21 protein-coding genes are annotated in these 19,679 nt (G+C 33.5%); 8 read left to right on the plus strand and 13 right to left on the minus strand.

Going from position 1 to position 19,679, the window contains the following annotated elements; translation table 11 throughout:
• Positions 1-93 precede the first annotated feature (93 nt).
• The 3 genes from HNP25_RS20165 to trpS are packed head-to-tail and all read right to left on the minus strand — an operon-like array spanning position 94 to position 2,062.
• On the minus strand, positions 94-525 hold the full coding sequence (locus tag HNP25_RS20165; RefSeq protein ID WP_184137307.1) for a DUF2147 domain-containing protein: 432 nt from the start codon (positions 523-525) through the stop codon (positions 94-96).
• Entirely contained in the window at positions 512-1,072 is a 561-nt protein-coding gene (locus HNP25_RS20170) for a phosphatase PAP2 family protein (RefSeq protein ID WP_184137309.1), read from the minus strand. The genes HNP25_RS20165 and HNP25_RS20170 overlap by 14 nt, the downstream gene beginning before the upstream one ends.
• A gap of 18 nt (positions 1,073-1,090) precedes the next feature.
• On the minus strand, positions 1,091-2,062 hold the full coding sequence (gene trpS / locus HNP25_RS20175) for a tryptophan--tRNA ligase (RefSeq protein ID WP_184137311.1): 972 nt from the start codon (positions 2,060-2,062) through the stop codon (positions 1,091-1,093).
• A 171-nt stretch (positions 2,063-2,233) separates the two neighbouring features.
• Between trpS and HNP25_RS20180 the strand changes: the two genes are divergently transcribed.
• On the plus strand, positions 2,234-2,917 hold the full coding sequence (locus HNP25_RS20180) for a DUF2461 domain-containing protein (protein ID WP_184137313.1): 684 nt from the start codon (positions 2,234-2,236) through the stop codon (positions 2,915-2,917).
• Position 2,918: 1 nt separating this feature from the next.
• Here the strand turns inward: HNP25_RS20180 and HNP25_RS20185 are convergent, their stop codons facing one another.
• From HNP25_RS20185 to HNP25_RS20210, 6 genes are all read right to left on the minus strand, one after another.
• Entirely contained in the window at positions 2,919-4,079 is a 1,161-nt protein-coding gene (locus tag HNP25_RS20185) for an endonuclease/exonuclease/phosphatase family protein (RefSeq protein WP_184137315.1), read from the minus strand.
• Positions 4,080-4,199: 120 nt separating this feature from the next.
• Positions 4,200-5,141: a hypothetical protein gene (locus HNP25_RS20190; protein WP_184137317.1), complete on the minus strand. Its 942-nt coding sequence runs from the start codon at positions 5,139-5,141 to the stop codon at positions 4,200-4,202.
• Positions 5,142-5,240: 99 nt separating this feature from the next.
• Positions 5,241-6,620 carry a sensor histidine kinase gene (locus HNP25_RS20195; protein ID WP_184137319.1) on the minus strand — a complete coding sequence of 460 codons (1,380 nt, stop codon included), beginning with the start codon at positions 6,618-6,620 and terminating at the stop codon, positions 5,241-5,243.
• On the minus strand, positions 6,620-7,300 hold the full coding sequence (locus HNP25_RS20200) for a response regulator (RefSeq protein ID WP_184137321.1): 681 nt from the start codon (positions 7,298-7,300) through the stop codon (positions 6,620-6,622). Before HNP25_RS20200 ends, HNP25_RS20195 begins: the two co-directional genes overlap by 1 nt.
• Before the next feature lie 132 nt (positions 7,301-7,432).
• Complete coding sequence (locus HNP25_RS20205) at positions 7,433-8,188, minus strand: alpha/beta fold hydrolase (protein ID WP_184137323.1); 756 nt, start codon at positions 8,186-8,188, stop codon at positions 7,433-7,435.
• 55 nt (positions 8,189-8,243) lie between these two features.
• On the minus strand, positions 8,244-9,230 hold the full coding sequence (locus tag HNP25_RS20210; RefSeq protein WP_229202919.1) for a cation diffusion facilitator family transporter: 987 nt from the start codon (positions 9,228-9,230) through the stop codon (positions 8,244-8,246).
• 73 nt (positions 9,231-9,303) lie between these two features.
• Between HNP25_RS20210 and HNP25_RS20215 the strand changes: the two genes are divergently transcribed.
• On the plus strand, positions 9,304-9,852 hold the full coding sequence (locus HNP25_RS20215) for an NUDIX domain-containing protein (protein ID WP_184137329.1): 549 nt from the start codon (positions 9,304-9,306) through the stop codon (positions 9,850-9,852).
• 3 nt (positions 9,853-9,855) lie between these two features.
• Positions 9,856-10,467 carry a LysE family translocator gene (locus tag HNP25_RS20220; protein WP_184137331.1) on the plus strand — a complete coding sequence of 204 codons (612 nt, stop codon included), beginning with the start codon at positions 9,856-9,858 and terminating at the stop codon, positions 10,465-10,467.
• Positions 10,468-10,557: 90 nt separating this feature from the next.
• Here the strand turns inward: HNP25_RS20220 and HNP25_RS20225 are convergent, their stop codons facing one another.
• Both HNP25_RS20225 and surE read right to left on the minus strand, forming a co-directional pair.
• Positions 10,558-12,096 carry a GH3 family acyl-acid amido synthetase gene (locus HNP25_RS20225; protein WP_184137333.1) on the minus strand — a complete coding sequence of 513 codons (1,539 nt, stop codon included), beginning with the start codon at positions 12,094-12,096 and terminating at the stop codon, positions 10,558-10,560.
• Between the two features lie 39 nt (positions 12,097-12,135).
• Entirely contained in the window at positions 12,136-12,903 is a 768-nt protein-coding gene (surE, locus tag HNP25_RS20230) for a 5'/3'-nucleotidase SurE (RefSeq protein ID WP_184137335.1), read from the minus strand.
• Positions 12,904-13,081: 178 nt separating this feature from the next.
• On the opposite strand from surE, the gene HNP25_RS20235 reads away from it, so the two are divergent.
• From HNP25_RS20235 to HNP25_RS20250, 4 genes are read left to right on the plus strand one after another with little or no spacing between them, the layout of a single operon-like run.
• Positions 13,082-13,657 carry a 1-acyl-sn-glycerol-3-phosphate acyltransferase gene (locus HNP25_RS20235; RefSeq protein WP_184137336.1) on the plus strand — a complete coding sequence of 192 codons (576 nt, stop codon included), beginning with the start codon at positions 13,082-13,084 and terminating at the stop codon, positions 13,655-13,657.
• A gap of 1 nt (position 13,658) precedes the next feature.
• A complete protein-coding gene (locus HNP25_RS20240) occupies positions 13,659-14,147 on the plus strand; it encodes a GNAT family N-acetyltransferase (protein ID WP_184137338.1) in 489 nt (162 codons plus the stop codon).
• A gap of 7 nt (positions 14,148-14,154) precedes the next feature.
• Positions 14,155-14,604 carry a LexA family protein gene (locus tag HNP25_RS20245; protein WP_184137340.1) on the plus strand — a complete coding sequence of 150 codons (450 nt, stop codon included), beginning with the start codon at positions 14,155-14,157 and terminating at the stop codon, positions 14,602-14,604.
• Between the two features lie 3 nt (positions 14,605-14,607).
• Entirely contained in the window at positions 14,608-15,879 is a 1,272-nt protein-coding gene (locus HNP25_RS20250; protein WP_184137342.1) for a Y-family DNA polymerase, read from the plus strand.
• A 14-nt stretch (positions 15,880-15,893) separates the two neighbouring features.
• Here the strand turns inward: HNP25_RS20250 and HNP25_RS20255 are convergent, their stop codons facing one another.
• Together HNP25_RS20255 and HNP25_RS20260 are read right to left on the minus strand one after the other, a co-directional pair.
• Positions 15,894-16,766 carry an Rpn family recombination-promoting nuclease/putative transposase gene (locus tag HNP25_RS20255; protein WP_184137343.1) on the minus strand — a complete coding sequence of 291 codons (873 nt, stop codon included), beginning with the start codon at positions 16,764-16,766 and terminating at the stop codon, positions 15,894-15,896.
• Between the two features lie 64 nt (positions 16,767-16,830).
• Positions 16,831-17,952: a LysM peptidoglycan-binding domain-containing protein gene (locus HNP25_RS20260; protein WP_184137345.1), complete on the minus strand. Its 1,122-nt coding sequence runs from the start codon at positions 17,950-17,952 to the stop codon at positions 16,831-16,833.
• Positions 17,953-18,244: 292 nt separating this feature from the next.
• Here HNP25_RS20260 and HNP25_RS20265 point away from each other — a divergent pair, with 292 nt between their 5' ends.
• Complete coding sequence (locus HNP25_RS20265; RefSeq protein WP_184137347.1) at positions 18,245-19,672, plus strand: alpha-L-fucosidase; 1,428 nt, start codon at positions 18,245-18,247, stop codon at positions 19,670-19,672.
• Positions 19,673-19,679: the final 7 nt, after the last annotated feature.

A 19,679-nucleotide genomic window follows, 5' to 3' on the forward strand; every position in this document is an offset into this window, starting at 1 on the left:
TAGGAATTCGTTGTTCATCAATCACAAAAAAGCGGTCGAAATTAGTTTTTCGACCGCTTTTTTGTGATTTTAAAATTCGGGATGACTCATGTTTTATTCTGCTCTGATTAATGTTACAGTCTTTCCAAAAATCGGACTCCCCAGAAATCCTCTCACATCTAACGTATTTTTATTTTTCAGTGATAATTTCCCAGAAACGGTTCTTCCAGTTCTCACATCATAAATTTCTCCTTTCGTCCAATTGTTATTTCCTTCAAAAACAAATCTGTTAAAAATTGACAAGCCTAACACAGCTCTTGAACGAAGTTTTTCTTCTGGATTTTTTACGTCCAAAATAGTTTTTCCGTTAATTGTAGGAGATTTTAGCCATACAATCTTTCCAAAATACAAATTATCGTGTTTGAAAATTTGTATTTTAGATGCTTTATCCTGCGTAAACCACACTCCTACGATTTCTTCTGAATCATTATTACTTTTAAAGGAACACAACAGAAAAAGTAAAGGCAATAACTTATGAAACTTCATGAACATTTTTCGATAAATAGAATTGGTAAATTTTAAATGAAATAAATGCCGACAAAACGCCTACTCCAGCACCTGCCAATACATCAAGCGGGTAATGAACACCAACATAAATACGACTATACGATACAATTATTGCCCACACAAAAAGATATTTAACCCAAGTGTATTCTTTACCAACCAATAATAAAAGGCTCATTGCTAAAGTAAAGGAATTGGCAGCATGTGATGAACAAAAGCCAAATTGTCCGCCACAATTTCCCACAACATGTACTATATGTTGAATGGCTGGTTCATGACAAGGACGAAGCCTTTCGACAAGTGGCTTAAAAAACGATGAACAAATCTGGTCTGCCAACGCTACACTTACAATAACAGTAAGTAAGATAGGCAAAGATTGTTTTTTATATCGCAAGATAATTAAACCAATGATAGCTAAATAGAGTGGAATCCAAGAATTTCGTCCTGAAATCCAAGCCATAATTGGGTCGAAAGTATTGTTATGCAAAGCATTCAGCCATAAAAATACTTCTGTATCAAGTTGATTCATCAGAATTATTTTATGACATTAAAAATTCATTTTTTCACGAACTCTTTCCATCGTCGCTTTAGCAATTATTGCTGCTTTGGCTTCTCCTTCTTCCAATTTTTGTTCTAATTCATTGGTATTGTTCATATAATAATTAAACAATTCTCTTTCCTTAGCAAATTCTCGTACTAATACTTGGTGCAAAGCTTGTTTTGCATGTCCATAACCATAACCTCCTGCTAAGTAATTGGCTTTCATTTCTTCAATTTCATCTTTAGTTGCTACCAAAGAGTAAAGCTTGAAAACATTATCTGTTTCAGGATTTTTAGGTTCTTCCAACGGAGTAGCGTCGGTAACAATCTTCTTCACAGATTTCAATAATTCTTTTTCATCTAAGAAAATATCAATGTAATTTCCATAAGATTTTGACATTTTTTGTCCATCAGTTCCGGGAATTACCATTACTGTTTCGTCAATTTTCGCTTCAGGAATTACCAGAGTATTTTCGCCGTATTGGTTATTGAAAGCTCCGCCCAAATCTCTTGTCATTTCAAGATGTTGACGTTGGTCACGACCAACTGGAACCAAATGGGCATCATAAAGCATTATATCAGCAGCTTGTAAAACTGGATAAGTAAATAAACCAGCGTTTACATTCGCTAACTTTTCAGATTTTTCTTTGAAACTATGTCCATTTGCCAACATCGGAAATGGCGTAAAACAGCTTAAATACCACATTAATTCTGTGTGATAACCTGCTAATTTTGATTGACGATAGAAAAAATTCTTATCAGCATCAAAACCGCAAGCTAACCAAGCTGCTGCAATAGCATAAGTATTTTCACGAAGTTGCTTACCATCTTTTAATGAAGTAAGCGTATGCAAATCAGCAATGAACAAAAAAGATTCGTTGGCTGGATTTTTTGATAATTCGATGGCTGGACGAATGGCACCCAGAACATTGCCTAAATGTGGTCTGCCTGATGCTTGTATGCCTGTTAGAATTCGCATTTTAAAAAGGGTATAATCGTAAACTGTTTTGTGTAATTATTGTTATTATGCTACAAAATTGATTAAAATCCATGAATACATCAAATCAAGCTTACTCGATTTGACCGAAATCATGAATTAAGTATTTATATTGATATAAATTATTATTTCAACACTTTAAAATTCTAAACAATGTCTGTTCCTTCTTCCACTTTTCATTACTTGAATCAACTTAAAGAAAACAATACTCGTGAATGGTTTCATGCCAATAAAAAAACTTATGATGACGTAAAAGCCAATTTTGAAGTTACCATTAAAGAATTGATTGGTTCAATTGCCGCTTTTGAAGATATGACTGGCGTTGAAGTAAAAAACTGCAATTACAGAATAGCACGAGATGTGCGTTTTTCAAAAGATAAAGCTCCTTATAAAACATGGTTATCAGCTAGTTTTTCGGCAGGTGGAAGAAAATCTGGCAGAATGGATTATTATCTGCATATCGAAGACGGCAAATCTTTTCTTGGCGGAGGAATGTACTCCCCAACTCCAGAACAATTAGCTAAACTCCGTCAAGAAATTGATTATAATGCACAAGAATTAAAATCAATTATTTATCATCCTGAATTTGTAAAAATGTTTGGAGAGGCAGAAGGGGAATCTGTAAAATCTGCTCCAAAGGGTTATTCAAAAGAGCATCCAGAAATTGATTTACTTCGGAGGAAACAATTATTCTTTTGGCATCAATTTTCAAATGAAGAAGTAAGTGCTGATAATTTTGTTCAAAAAGTCACTGAAGCGTGTTTTACTTTAAAACCATTCTTAGACTTTTTGAACTATGTTTTCTTTGATGACCAAGAACCTGAAATAAAATTATAGTTTACAGTGTTGTGGCTAACACATTATTTGAAACTTTATTCGGTTTCTTCAAAACATATTCTGCCATTACAGGAAAATGGTCTGACATATTAATATCTGACATTGTATGACAAGATTTTACTTGCCATTCTGAACTAAAGAATTGTTGGTCTATTCTTACACAATATGGTTGTCTATTTAATGTAAAACCCAGACCTTTTCCTACTTCTTCAAAAGCATTTTTGAAACTTAAACTTAATTTTCCATAAGCATATCCAAAAGGTGTTTCATTAAAATCTCCACAAATAATTACTGGATATTTACTTCCTGAAACATACGATTCTATTTCTTTCAATTGTTCGTTACGATACTCAAAACCTTCTTTCATTTTATGGAAAGTATCCACTATTTCAAAAGCAAACTGCTTGAATTCTCCATTTTTCAAAGCGTCGATACTTTGGTTAATCCTCACTCCCATCGACCATAAATGTGCATTTACAACTCTTACTGTATCATTTCCATAAGCGATGTCTGCACAAATAAATCCATTGATTTTAGGGCCATAAGCTTTATCCCAAATTTTACTGTACTGGTTCACAATTGGATATTGCGAAAACAAAGCCAAACCAACAGAACGACATTCATCAAATTTAGTCAATTTTTCAATTTTATTTTTGAATTGAATTTCAACATTTTGGTTTGGTGAATACTCTTGAAAACAAGCAATGTCAGATTTCAAAACTGCCCATTTATTATTTCCTTCATCATTTTCGGCAAAACATTCTCCATTAAAACTCAATACTTTTAAAGTATTTAATGAAGTAATTTGTTCTTTACTTTGGTTTATTCCAACCAAACGTTTGATAATTGGAAAAGACATCAACACCCAAATAAAACCAATCGTTGCCACTACTTTCTGATGTTTGTACAACAAATAGCTACTTCCAATTAAGCCCAAGACAATAGCCAAAGGCAGACTCATCATGATGAAACCAGTTATCCAATGATCAAAAATTGGATAATGGCAAAACGCCATCGTCATAAATAAGTACAGCAATGATGTGTAAGCAATGAGAAATTCGCTGAATTTATGATAAGTAATTCGTAGCCAGTCGATAATCATTGAAAAAATAAGACTTGGCAATACGAAAAGTATTTGGAAGAATCTGATGTATAAAATCATGGTATTAGTGGGTTTTGGGTGTGTCCTCAAAAATGTGTCGAACAACGAACAACTGAACTCTTATAAAAACTAAAGACGATGTTTGCTCAACATCGTCTTTAGTTTTACTCATTCCATTGATTACTTTACTTGAAATGAACCATTTCCGATTTTGAACCCTTCAGAATATAACTCAATGCTATATTTTCCTGATTGATAAGCAGCACTTTTTCCGTAAATGATGTCCACTTTTTGATCATTGTTTTCAAATGGAACACTTTGTTTGAAGCTGTACCCAATCTCTTTTCCATCATTGCTAAGTGTTCCTGCTGAACCGTCTTCGCTTACAACAGCTCCGTTTTGGTCAAGAATTCTAACAAAAATTTCTTTGTTATTTTTCTCAGCCACAGGATTTGAAGGCATGATAAATGAAATCTTTAATTTATTGATTTTAGAAGCCTTGTATAAACCACCCTCACGCACTTTACCATTTGATGCTAAAGCTGCAACCTGAACGTTGATTGCTTTCATAGCACTTGCTAAAGTTACTTTACGTTTCAAATCATCATTTTGTGAAGTATATTCAGAAACTGTTTGAACCAAAGTAGCTTTCTCAGTTTTTAAACCAGTATTTTCAGTTAATACTTGTTGTTTTTCTTCTTCAAGCGTTTTTGTACGAGCTAACAAAGTACCATTCTCTTCTTGTAGTTTGCGAATATCTTCGTCTTTTACAACTAAGAAATTTTCGTATTCTTTAATTTTAGCATCGTATTTCTGAACAGAAAAGTTGAAATCTGATTTCAATTTCTTTTTATCGCTTTCTAATTGAGCTTTTACGTTTTCTAATTCTGTAACATTTCCACCTAATTTTTGAATTTCAGCAATCTTTTCATTCAAAACGATGGCAATTGAATCTAACTTAATTTGAGTAGTTGATAATTGTTCAACTTTTGAAGTTATTGATTGTTGAAGCTCAAAAGTTTCGTTTCTTGCTCCCATAAATAAGTAACTCAATAAAGCTACAACTCCGATTAAAACACCGATGGCAATTTTAAATACACCTTGATTGTTGTTTGATTCCATGATTGTTTCTGATTTAAGTAATTGTTGTTGTTTTGATGATACAAACTAACTACCCTTAACTTAAACAAGAATTAAACTCACCTTAAATTTACCTTAAAATTACTCGGTGACTTTTGGGAACCATAAAGTAAAGACCGTTCCGTTTTCATCAGAAACTACTGCTACTTCTCCTTTGTGGAGACGAGTAACTTGAGAAACGATTGCCAAACCAACACCATGACCTTTAGTGGCTTGTGCTGTAGCATTACTTCGATAGAATGGATGGAAAATAAATGGCAAATCTGAAGCTGGAATGATAGAACCTTTGTTCATAAAAGCGATTTTAATACCACTTTCATTTGCCAAAAAGTTAATGATAACAGTATTATCGTCAGAAAATTTACAAGCATTATCCATTAAATTTATCAGAACAACCTTTAAAGATGCTTCGTTTCCTTGAAGGATTAAAGCCTCTTCATCCTCTGGAAAATCTAAAAAATTAATTTGTACTTGGTAATCTTCATGCCATTTTTGAAGCTGTCCTTTAGTTTCCCAAAGTAATTCATCAATTCTGATGGGCGTTTTTTGAACACTTTCGGAACTGACAATCGTATTGGCTAAATTCAAAAGCGTGTTCGTCAGTTGAATTAAAGTTGTGGTATCTTCTTTTAAAGAATTTAAACTTTGTTCATATACTTCTGGACTACGTTTTTGCATCAAAGCAATATCAATTTGCGAATAGATTTTTGTGAGCGGATTCTTCAATTCGTGCGAAACATTGGCGATAAACATTTTTTGCATCACCAAAGCATCTTCTATTCTATCCAATAATTGATTAAAAGTAGCAACCAATAAGCCGATTTCGTCTGAACGATTTGGGTGTTCTACTCTTTTGGCAACATATTCTGGAAAAATACCATTTACTTGTTTAATAATGCCAGACATCGGAGCGAGTGCCCTTCCTGCAAAAAACCAACCCGATAAACCTAACAATAAAATGCCCGCCAAAATCATGATTAAGAGTATTCGCCTTAAATCATCAAGTGCTTCTGTTCCATTTTTATCAATCGCACTGACGATTACCCAATTATCAGCATTTCCTTTTTTAAGGTGAATTCCTAATACTTTATAATCACCAATTTCAGTGAAAGTAGTTATTTGGTCAGATTTCATCAAAGGCAAAAGCTGTTGATATGAAAACATTTTACCATTATTAGAAGAAAAAATAATGGTTTTGGTATTTCTATCATAGACAGAAATACTTTCATCAATCAATAATTCTTTATCCGAAATATTAACCAATTTTAGCACCGTAGAATCAGTTGCTTGTAAATCGAAGAGTAAAGTTGTAGTAGTAATGGCACGGTCTTGAAGGCGTTTGAAGAAGCGTTTTTCAAGATAAAGTTTACTAAAAAAATAAACTCCTACCGAAAAAAGCAGTAAAATAGCCGTTACCAATGCCATGAATTGGTAAGTAAGTCTTGAGCGAATATTAATCATCAATTTGGCATTTTCAGTACGTAACCCATTCCAATTTGTGTATGTAATAGCTTGGTATCGAAATCTTTATCGATTTTTTTACGGACAAAATTTACATATACTTCAATCACATTTGTGCCAGTATCAAAAGTTACATCCCAGATTTTTTCGGCTAATTCGGCTTTAGAAATTACTCTTCCTTGATGTCTGATAAAGTATTCTAATAATGAAAACTCTTTAGCTGTTAATATGATTTCTTTGCCAGCTCTCGAAACACTTTTAGTATCTAAGTCCATTTCTAAATCTGCAATTTTCAGCACATTCGCTGTTTGAATTGAGCCAATACTTCTACGAGTAAGCGCACGAATTCTTGCCATTAACTCCTTAAACTCAAAGGGTTTTACTAGATAATCATCCGCTCCGCTGTCTAATCCAATAATTTTATCGTCGGTTGTGCCAAGTGCTGTAAGTAGAAGAATTGGAAAAGAAATACCGTTTGCTCGTAGCTTTTTACAAAGTTCTAAGCCATTGATACCCGGCAAGATTATATCAGAAATGATTAAATTATAATGATTGCGTGAAGCCAATTGAAAACCCATCAATCCATCGTAGGCAACATCTACTTCACATTGCTGTTCTTCAAGCCCTTGTTTGATGAGCTGCACCGTCTTTATTTCATCCTCTATTACTAATATTCTCATACGACGTTATTTTGCTGTAATCAAAATTAAGGAATATTAAGCAGAAAGAACCACTCAAAAAAATGGAAAGAGTGGATTTTAAGGGAATTTTAATGTTTTATGAAGATAATATCAAAAAATAACATCCGAAATTTATTTCATTTCTAACAAAATAGATTTTACAATATCAAACCTTTCCATCGTTAATAAATGTCCATTTTCTGGTAAATAAATTAAGCGTCTTGGAGCATTTTTTAAAGCCTCAGCAACAAATTGTCCGTTGGTTGTTTCAATAACCCAATCTTTTCCACCTTGTAAAATGGTTACAGCACAAGTGATTTTCTCCCAAGACGGTAACAGTTTCTCTAATTCAGCTACATGACTAAACTTTTCGTTACTGGCAGTATTAATATATTGAGGTAAAAATAGCCTCGCAAACTTGGTATTCACAGGTTTAGAAAACCACCAAAATTTTTCAGTGGAAGGGTCACAAGCGGGTGAGACTACGATTAATTCTTTGATTAACTTAGGATAATCGGCTGCCATTCTAGCCGCAATTCCTGCTCCATACGAACGCCCAAATAATACTACTTGGGTTGGATTTTTATGCTTAATGATTTCATACAGTATTTTAGCTTGCTCTTCAATAGAAGTAACCATATTGCCAGACTTGTTATAACCAGCACGGTCGGGAACAACAATTTGATATTTTTTCAGCAACAAACTGTCTGATAAAAACTCTTTGTAACCAAACCAAGCACCAGGTGCACCATGAATCAAAAAAAGCAGCGGTTTAGTAGAATCACCAGCAGCGGCATAAAAATACTTTTTACCTGCAAAATTTAAGTATGAAAACTGAGGTTTGGGCGGATGTTCAATATAATAGTTATCGATTGCTTTGTCGTTCATTTTGAAACCTTTCAAACATGACAAACAGCTAAACATCAAAAATATTATACTTACTTTATGAAATGTCTTCAATAAAATGTTTCTGATTTAATGATAAATTTATTTTGTTCCACTCAATCGTTTTGGTTTGTGGAAACTGCCTAATGGCACAATTTTGAATTTTACAATGTTGACAACATTCTGGTAAGCAAGGGTCTGCATGAATAAAAAATTCAACGTTTGAATCAAATTCTTTTCCTAAAATCTCTTCAAATTCATGCACAGTATCATGTACTCTATCCAAAACCCAATAATTAGGAAGCGTTAAATGGCAGTCTATGTGTAAATCTGCTCCATACTGTTGAATTCTTAGGTTATGAACATCAATCCATTCGGCTTTTTGGTTATTTTTTAGAATTTCAACAATGCTGTGGAGTGTGCTATCATTCGTTTCGTCCATCAAACCACCAATAGATTTCCTCATGATTTTAATGCCACTGATTCCCATAAAAATGGCAAAAATAATAGAAGCAACACCATCAATCCACAAAGCCTCTGTGAGAATTATCAAAGCAATGGCAACGATTAAAATGATACCACTAATCGCATCTAACTTTAAGTGTTTTCCATCTGCAATAAGTGTCGGAGAATTTTGAGCTGTTCCTTCTTTTTCAATCACAAAACCTAAATAAAAATTGATAATAGCACCAGCAGAAATAATGACAATACCAATATTAAGGTCATTCAATGGTACAGGATTTACAAAACCTTGTACGGAGTGAAAAATGATAAAAATACTTGCTAAAGTAATCAGTACGCCTTCTAATCCCGCTGAAAAAAACTCAATTTTTCCATGACCATAAGGATGATTCAAGTCTTTGGGTTGCGATGCTATAAAAACTGCATAAAAAGCAAAACCACTGGCTACAACATTAATGATTGATTCTAAGGCATCCGTCAGAATAGCACTAGAATAGGTTAAGTAGTAAGCTATGAATTTTACAACCATCAATATTGTACTTACTACAAATGATGTAAGGATTAATCTATATTTAGTGGACATTATTCGAATATTTAGGCACAAAGGTACGAAATTCATATTTTAATTTTAGAACATACTATTATACCTTTGCAAAATGACAAATTTTGAAAATCCTTGGAAGACAGTTTCGTCTCGTGAAGTATATGATAATCCGTGGGTAAATATTCGCCACGAAGAGGTAATAAAACCTAACGGTGAAGCTGGTATTTATGGTGTGGCTCACTTCAAAACAAGAGCTGCTGCAATTTTACCCCTCGATGAAAACAATGACACTTGGCTAGTTGGTCAGTACAGATACACTTTAAACGAATACTCTTGGGAAATTCCTATGGGTGGAGGTGCTTTTGAGGAAGAAATTCAAGCATCGGCTCGCCGTGAATTGAAAGAAGAAACTGGAATTGAAGCTAAAAAATGGACTGATTTAGGAAGACTTCATACTTCAAATTCTGTAACCGATGAAGTTGGCTTTATGTTTTTGGCAGAAGATTTAACTTTTGGAGCATCTGAACCAGATGATACAGAAATCTTAATTTTGAAAAAAGTAAGTTTGGTTGAAGCAGTTAGAATGGTCATGGATTCTGAAATCACAGACTCATTAAGTATTGCAACAATTCTGAAAGTGGCACGTTTGAAAGGAGTCTAAATTATGATAAATGCAGTTGTTTGGGGTTTCCTTTATGGATTCTTGTTGTGCTTTACTTTTGGTCCGGCTTTTTTCAGATTAATACAAACAAGTATTGACAATGGCTTTAAAAGAGGTCTTTTGATTGCTGGAGGTGTAACCGTAGCAGATGCCATTTTGATGTTTTGTGCTGTATTTGGAACGAGTTTTTTACCAAAATTTCAATATTTTAATCTCGGTATTGCCTTAGTTGGTTCATCGATTTTATTTATCTTAGGTTTCAATAGCTTGTTTAAACAACAAACGCAATTGGTATATCCTAAGTCTAAATTTGGCTCATTCTTATATTACTTTACTTCAGGCATCCTTTTAAATTTACTAAATCCTTCCAATTATATTGCTGTTTTTGCCACTTCCACTTACCTAAGTAATGTAGAAGGATTTTCGATCAATGAAACCATCGTTTTTTTTATAGCTAGTTTATTTGCAACGATGTTGGCAGAATCACTTATTGCTTTCTATGCACAAAAAATGAAGAGTGTTTTAACTGCTAAAATCCTAAAAAGAATCAATCAAGTAGCAGGTATTATTTTTATTATTTCTGGAATGCTGATACTTTGGAAGCAGTTTTGGTAGAAGAAGTATTGTCTAATGATATTTTTACTTGCTGATTTTCGCAGATATATTTTTTGACGAAAATCAGCAAGTAAGTGACTAAGTCCGAAGCTACTCAATATAATTTTCCCACTCAGCAATTAATTCTTTCTTTTTTAATACTCTTGGGAATTTATGTTGTCCGCCAGTTTTACCTTTTGATTCCATAAAGTCATAAAATGTTTTTACTGGTAAAACCGTAATTTCTAGTCCTTTTAAAGCATGTTTTCTTTCTACAGGATAATCATCATTGATTTTACAAAGTGTTTCATCAATGAACTTCAATAAATCCTGAGCATCAACTTTATCGTCTGTACCAACGTACCAATGATGACCAAAAGTTTCTTCTAATCTTTTACCAACAACAGTAAATTCTCTGACATCAATATTGAAATTTTTACAAGCCAATTCAATGGCTTTATTCATATTATCGACAGAAAGATGTTCTCCGCAAAGACTTAAAAAATGCTTTGTTCTTCCAGTAATGATAATTTCGGCATTCTTTTTATTGGTAAACTTAATGGTATCGCCAATCAAATAACGCCAAGCACCCGAAACGGTGGAAATCAACAAAGCATATTCTTTGCCTTCTTCTACTTCATCAATCATCAAGGTCTCTGGATATTGAACCATGCTTCCATCTTCATCGAAATTGCGGTCATTAAATGGAATAAATTCAAAGAAAATCCCATTATTCAACACCAATTGCATGTCGCTATTTGGATGTGTTTGATATGCCAAAAATCCCTCGGAAGCTAAATAAGTTTCGATATAAGTAATCGGGCGACCCAATAATTTTTCAAATCCTTTTTTATAAGGTTCAAAGCTTACGCCACCGTGACAGTAAATTTCTAAATTTGGCCAGATTTCATGGATGTTTTTCAAATTATACTCTTTGATGATTTTTTCCATCAAAATCTGAATCCATGCTGGTACTCCTACAATAAAACCAATGTCCCAATCTTTGGCTTTCTTTGTGATTTTATCTAGCTTTTCACTCCAATCAGCTGTTTCTGCTATCGTTTTGCCTGGTTTATAAAAACGCTCAAACCAAAATGGGATTTTCCCAGCAGTAATTCCACTTAAATCTCCTTCAAAATAATCGCCCTTGTCTTGCAGTTTTGTGCTTCCTCCTAACATTAAATAGCCTTTTTCGTACAATTGAGAAGGCAAATTTTTGTACGCTGCTAACGCTAAAATCTGACGAATAGAAGTTCTATGAATGGCTTTTACCATATCCTTCGTTACAGGAATATGTTTTGAAGAAGCTTCGGAAGTACCAGAACTTAAAGCAAAATACTTCACATTTCCCACCCAAGAAACGTTCTTTTCTCCTGCTAAAGTTTTATGCCACCATTCCACAAACATTTTATTGTAATCGTAAACAGGGACAAGCTTTTTATATTTTGTATAGAATTCTTTGTCGTCAGAAAACAAAGCAGCATTCATGATTTCCTCAAAATGATACTTTTCTCCGAACTGAGTAAAACGTCCTTTGTTCAATAATTTCACAAGCGTTTTACGCTGAAGTTTTGCTAAATTAGATTTTGGGCGTTTCATTAAACTCGTTAACCCAATACCTCTTTTTAAAATATTACCGACTATTGCCATTGTTCAGGAATTAATTTACAAATTAAAAATTATTGTTGATTAAAACCATTCTTTAATGGTATCAAGTGCTTTATAGTCTGTCAAATCAAATTTTGCAGGAACAATCGACACATAGTTTTCTGCCAAAGCATCTTCATCATTTCCACCTGCTGTATCATCATTTTGAAGGAATCCATCCATCCAATAATATTTTTTGCCATATGGGTCTTGTCTTTCTTGGAAAGTCTCACGATATAAAGCATCCGTTTGGCGACAAACTTTAATACCTTTTATCGCCTCTTCTGATTTCTTCGGAAAATTCACATTCAAAGCAATGCCTTTCGGTAAACCATTTTGAAGTACTTTCTGTGCAATCTGAACGATATATTGTTCTGTATGCGAGAAATCTGCATCTGCACCAAAATCACATAATGAAAAACCAATGGCTGGAATCCCTTCAATTGCCGCTTCAATTGCAGCCGACATCGTTCCACTATAAATTACTGAAATAGAAGAGTTTGAACCATGATTGATACCAGAAACAACTAAATCTATTTTCCTTCCTTTCAACAAAAAATGTTTCCCAAATTTGATACAATCAGCCGGAGTTCCGCTGCATTGATAAGCTTCTACATTTGGTAAAAAATCTTTCACTTGGTTTACTCTGAGGGGTCTGTCTAAGGTAATGGCGTGTCCCATGCCAGATTGGTGGCTATCGGGTGCTACAACGAAAACCTCCCCGATTTTCGACATAATTTCTGCTAATGTTTTTATCCCTTTCGCCGCTATTGAATCATCATTAGCAATCAATATGAGTGGTTTTTGCATTGTTTGTAAACAGTATTTTAAAATTCTATGTTTGCTGTATCAAATTTATATTTTGACATTTTATAATTCCAATTATTATCATTAAATATCTAATAATAATACTAAAATATCTTTACTTTTGAATCTCAAATCAAATATAGGTAGTTTTGTTGTGGTGACGAAATTACGATAATCATTCATGTTAAAATTCATAGGTAAACTCATCCTTCAATTTTCAGGCTGGAAAGTTATTGATAATACCCCCAATGGCGTAAAATCTTATCCTCGTGCAGTCATCATCGCAGCACCGCATACTTCCAATTGGGATTACTTTTTTTGCATGGCAGCTATCTATTCTGTAGAACTGCCGATTCGATACTTAGCCAAAGATTCACTCTTTAAATTTCCACTAGGAATACTCATGCGAGCATTGGGTGGTATTCCTGTCAATAGAAAACAAAAAAATAATTTGGTGGACGAAATGGCTAAATTAATAAGCGATTCAAACAAAAACATACATTTGATTGTTCCTGCGGAAGGAACACGCTCTTACACAAGCGAATGGAAATCAGGATTTTACCATATTGCAGTAAAAGCACAAGTACCCATTGTTTTAGGTTTTTTAGATTTCAAGAAAAAAGAAGCTGGCTTTTTAGAGGTATTTTATCCAACAGGAAATTATGCAACAGATTTGGTTGAAATTCAACGATATTACTTGAATATTACACCAAAATATCCTTCGCTATTTTCATTAAAAGACCAAAAAATAGATTAAAATGAGTAATTATAACATTAAAAAAGCTCAGTTAAAAGATTTGCCCATCATTCAGCAAATTGCGCATGAAACTTGGAGACCTACTTACGGAAGTATTTTAACAGAAGAACAAACTTTATTTATGTTAGAAATGATGTACAGTACTGCATCATTAAGTAAGCAATTTGAAAGTAATCATTTTTATATTTTCATGGATAACGAAAAACCTGTAGGATTTTCGGGCATTGAAAAAATAGGAAAAATGATAAAATTACACAAGATTTACTTCTTGCCTGAAACGCAAGGAAAAGGTTTTGGAAAAATCATGATTGCAGAAATTGTAAAAATTGCTAAAATCGAAAACTGTGAATTCATAGAATTGAACGTAAACAGAAACAACAAAGCAAAAAATTTCTATGAAAAATTGGGTTTTGAAGTATTTAAAGAGGTAGATGTTAATATTGGAAATGATTTCTGGATGAACGATTATGTAATGCGTAAACCCGTTTAATAAATAAATGAATCTAAAAGCCATTAATACTAAGGGTAAATTAAGAATTTATTCCGTTTCGAATGAAACGTCTTTAGCCTTACCGCTCGTAGAAGGAGGAATTAGTGCTGGTTTTCCTTCGCCCGCAGCAGATTTTTTAGATTCCGCTATCGACCTTAACAAGTACTTAATCAAACATCCATCTACTACTTTTATCGCTATTACAGATGGCGTTTCTATGACAGACGCTGGCATTGCTGATAAAGATTTACTGATTGTAGATAAATCACTTGAGCCTACGGATGGTAAAATTGCTGTTTGTATTTTGAATGGCGAATTCGTTTTAAAACGTTTGAAAGTAGATAAAGATGGTATTTGGCTCATGCCAGCCAACGAAAATTATAAGCCTACTAAAATTACAGAATATCACGATTTTGAAATTTGGGGAATTGTTACTTTTTCCATTCAAAAACATTAAAATATGTTTGCTTTAGTTGATTGTAATAATTTTTACGCATCCTGCGAAAGGGTTTTTCAGCCAAAACTGAGAAATCAGCCCATTGCTGTGCTTTCAAACAATGACGGATGTGTAATTTCGAGAAGTAACGAGGCAAAAAAAGCAGGAGTACCAATGGGTGCGCCAGCATATAAATTTCAAGATTTTTTCGAGAAGAATAAAATTCATGTCGTTTCCTCAAATTATGCACTGTATGGCGATATGAGTAATCGAGTAATGAATCTGCTGTCGGAATTCACTCCAGAAATAGAAATTTATAGTATCGACGAGGCTTTTTTAAAGTTTGAAGGTTTTGAAAAGCACTTCGATTTACAGGAATACGGGAACCAAATTCGTTATAAAGTAACCAAAGGCACAGGAATTCCAATCAGTGTTGGTATTGCTCCTACCAAAGCACTTTCAAAAGTTGCAAACAAAATCGCTAAAAAATTCCCTGAAAAAACGGGTAATGTTTATATCATAGATAACGACGAAAAACGGATAAAAGCTTTAAACTGGCTTCCGATAGAAGACGTTTGGGGAATTGGTTATGGTCACACAAAACGATTGAAAGCTCAAGGAATTACCACTGCATTAGATTTTATAAATTATGAAGAAAAGTGGGTTCAAAAAAATATGGGTATCGTTGGTCTCCGTCTGTACAAAGAACTTCAAGGAATTAGTTGTTTGGATTTAGAAGAAGTAACTGATAAGAAAAATATCGCTACCACTAGAAGTTTTGAAACCAATTATAAAGACTACGAACTTATCAAAGAAAGGATTGTCACTTTTACAGTAAGTTGTGCTGAAAAATTACGCAAACAAAAAGCTTGCTGTAATGCGATTGTAGTTTTTCTAAAAACAAATAGACATAGAAAAGAATTAGACCAATATTATTCTAACTATGTCTTGCAATTGCCTTTCCCTACAAATTCAAATATTGAATTAGCAAAGTTTGCTACAGAAGCTTTAAATAAAATATTCAAAGAGGGATTTGAGTATAAAAAAGCAGGAGTAATTGTAACAGATTTTAGTCCAGAAGGCACTCAGCAATTAAATCTTTTCCAAAACAGTAATCCCAAACACAAAAAATTGATGGAAACGGTCGATAGCATCAACAGAAAAATGGGGACAATAAAAATAAAATTAGCTACACAAGATTTGAAACGTACTTGGAAAATGAAACAAGAGAAATTATCCCCAAAATACTCCACCAAAATTGCCGATGCTATAAAAGTAAAGGCTTGGGATGTTTAATTTCTTTTGCTTAATCATTTTTCTTTGTTGAGTTTTTCTTGAATATTCTTTACGAAATCTAATGTAACATTGGCAAGCATTGAACATTGCTCAAAAGTGAGCCCCATATTTAAAGCGTTGGTAACAGTTTCAGTTTTGTCTACTAATCTTATCTCTTCAATTTTTTTATTTTCATTTTTAACTGCTAAAGCATTTGCAGAAATTGCCATTTCAAAAGCTAATTTTTGCTCCGCTGTCATAGCTCTTAAATCTACTTCATGAATAGCTTTTTTAAGCCACTCCTCATCCCAAAATGCTGGAAACTGCGATGTCTCTGTAACTGTATGCAAAGTTTTCATTGTGTAAATTAGTTTCTCCAAATCTGTTTGAATGTCTGATGTTTGCTTAGTAAATTTAGCTAATTCTACTGTTATAAACGTCATTTGGTCATCAATAATTTCATTATGGTCATTTCGTAAAACAGCTATATTGTAAAAACTATTTATTGAAGGAAAAATATTGACAGCCAAAATTCCTATACAATAGATTTTAGACAAATCTTCAAATCTATATGCCCCTTTCTTGACCATGGTATTAAAACGATGTAAGGCATAAAATTTCATTCGTTGAATAAATTCTGGATAATCACTTAATTGCATTTCTACAACAAAATGGTTATTATTTTCATCAACACAAGCGATGTCATAAATACCACTACGACTATCAATTGTTAGAGCATTCATTTCATTTTTAATAAACTCAATTGTTTTAATTGGTATAGGTGAAGCAATTAAAGCTTGTAGAGCTTTTTTTAGAAAAGTAGTATCTTCTTCATTCCCAAAAGTTACCTTAAAGCCGTAATCAGATAAAATTGAAATAAATCGGCTATTATCGTTATAAATTTCCATTAGCTTAAAATTCAAAAAGTGTCTATTTCAATTGGTAAATAAGAATTTGTCTATTTTAATTAATCTACTTCTCAAAACTAAATCCACTATCCAAAATTTTCAATACTCTTTGTTTTTTCCATGCTTCTGCGTCATTCATTGCTACTTTTTCAACAATACTTCTTTCATCTAAATTTGAAATATCTGAACCTCCCGATTCCGATAAAACTTGCTCAATAGCTCTTTTTAATACTGCTAAAGAACCGCTCAAGCCACGGTTCACCGCTAAATCTACTCTAAAAGCAATTCCACCTTCGGTACTCATAATTTGGTTTAATGGGTAAGTATTTCCAAAAATTGAAATCATTACTGAAGATGAAACGGCTTTGAAAACATATTCTTCTAAAGCAATTTCTACTTGTACACAAATCATTGTTGGTCTGAAAGCACTTGCAATAAAAGCACCTGTCAATCGCAAATCATTCGCTACTTCCAAATATGCAGCATCGCCTTCTTTCGTACCGCCATTGGTTTCTACTTGAAAATTGGGCGTTCCAACACCTTGAATATCCATGCCATATTGCGAGAAACATTCATTAAAAACGTCTTCATCTCTTTCTTTCAGTCTAGCTAAAACTCGAGTAAGCATTGAACCACTCGCCACTGCACCTGTAAACTGAATAAACCCAAATGAAAAAATGGCTTTGTCATAACTATTTACGGCATCAAAACAACCTTCATTTTTTGAAATATATTTCAGAATATCAGCGTAAAATGGTTCTTGACAAATGTCTAAAAACATATTTTTGTTGTCATCAAAACTAGATTTTCCGGTATAACTTACTCCTCTCGGATTTACTTGGTTGGGCGAAGGATATACATCTCGCATCGTTCCAGTTTGCATAAATCCATCTGGACTTGGAAAACTGATTACATAAGAACTGTAAGATCCTTTATTTTCTTGCTGTACTTGAAATACTTGTCGGCGCTGAAAAACTGAGCTTCCATAATCAATCGAATTATTAAATGTTTCATTATTTGAAGAATTATTCTCAGAAAAAGAATCGGATGAATCAACCACTAAAACCTGTCCGATAGACAAATTAGTGGAAGCTAAACCATTCAACGCAGTAAGTTGATCTACAGAAACTCCGTATTTTTTTGAGATACTGTAAAGTGTTTCCTTGGGCTGGACTGTGTGTGTCATTTTGTCATAGTTAGTTTTAAGATTGTGTCTAAAATTAACTAAAATAAAATTTTCAAAGGGGCAAAGTTCAGAATTATTATTAAGTGGTAATGAGACAACAAAATTTACATTTATTCACACACAAAGAGTAATATATTTCCGATTTTAAAAATATTTAAAATATTTTCGTAATTTAGTAAATCAAAACAGGTATAATATTATTGAATACTCTTTACTAAACGAGTTTATTTATCAAAGGCAAAAGTTACTAACATGGTTTTTGTCTTATTATCCATTTATAAAATTTATCGTTATGTTTAAAAAAATAGGTATTTTATTAGGTCTTTCTTTTTTGACTCATTTACAAACATCCGCACAAGGCAACATTCACCAAGCTTCAACGGAATATCAATATCCAACTGACCCATTAGTAAAAGAAAAATTAGAAACTTGGCGTGACCAAAAATTCGGAATGATTATTCACTGGGGTTTGTATGCCGTTCCGGGCATTATTGAATCTTGGGAATTGTGTTCTGAAGACTGGATTAACCGTGACAGTACGCAAACGTATGATGATTACAAGAAATGGTATTGGGGTTTGAACAAACAATTTAATCCAACCAATTTTAATCCAGAACAATGGGCTGGTGCTGCCAAAAATGCAGGAATGAAGTATGTGGTTTTTACGACAAAACATCATGATGGGTTTTCAATGTTTGATACCAAGTATTCTGACTTTAAAATTTCAAACGGCCCTTTTGCACAAAACCCTAAAGCAGATGTTGCCAAATATGTTTTTGAGGCTTTCAGAAAACAGAATTTTATGATTGGTGCGTATTTTTCGAAACCAGATTGGCATTCTGAATACTTCTGGTGGAATCGTTATGCTACTCCAGACCGTAATGCCAATTATGATATTCGTAAAAACCCTTGGCGTTGGAATAAATTCAAAGAGTTTTCTTACAACCAAATTCAGGAATTAATGACTGGCTATGGTAAAATGGATATTCTTTGGCTTGATGGCGGTTGGGTGCGTCCTTTAGATACCGTAACGGATGAAGTAAGAGCTTGGGGAGCGGCAATTCCAGCTTTCAGTCAAGAAATTGATATGCCCAAAATCGCTTCGATGGCTCGTAAAAATCAACCCGGTTTATTAGTGGTTGATAGAACGGTTCATGGAGAATTTGAAAATTACAGAACACCAGAACAAAGTATTCCTGCCACAAAATCAGATACTCCTTGGGAAAGTTGTATTACTTTAGGTGGTGCTTGGGGTTATGTTCCGAATGATAATTTTAAATCTTCAACAAAAGTTGTGCATACTTTGATTGAAGTAGTTGCCAAAGGCGGAAGTCTATTATTGGGTGTTGGCCCAGGAGCAGATGGTACTTTGAATGACATTCAAGTTGCTCGTTTGAAAGAAATCGGTACTTGGTTAAATGCCAACGGAGAAGCCATTTACAATACCAGAACTACAGATATTTACAGAGATGGCGAAACATTTTTCACCAAAGGAAAAGATAATTCAATCTATGCTTTAGTAAGATTGCCAGAAGACCAAGCCATTAATCCAACCATTACTTGGACGGGCAATGTACCTGCAAAAGGAGCAAAAGTATTTTTACTAAGCGAAAAAGTAGCGGTAAAATGGAAAGCCGAAGGCGATAAAGTAAGCGTTACTTTACCTGCTTCTTTCTTAAAAAAGTATAAAAATTATCCAAGTTTGGCTTTTAAATATTAATTATATC

The sequence above is a fragment of the Arcicella rosea genome, assembly GCF_014204325.1.
Taxonomy (GTDB): domain Bacteria; phylum Bacteroidota; class Bacteroidia; order Cytophagales; family Spirosomataceae; genus Arcicella; species Arcicella rosea_A.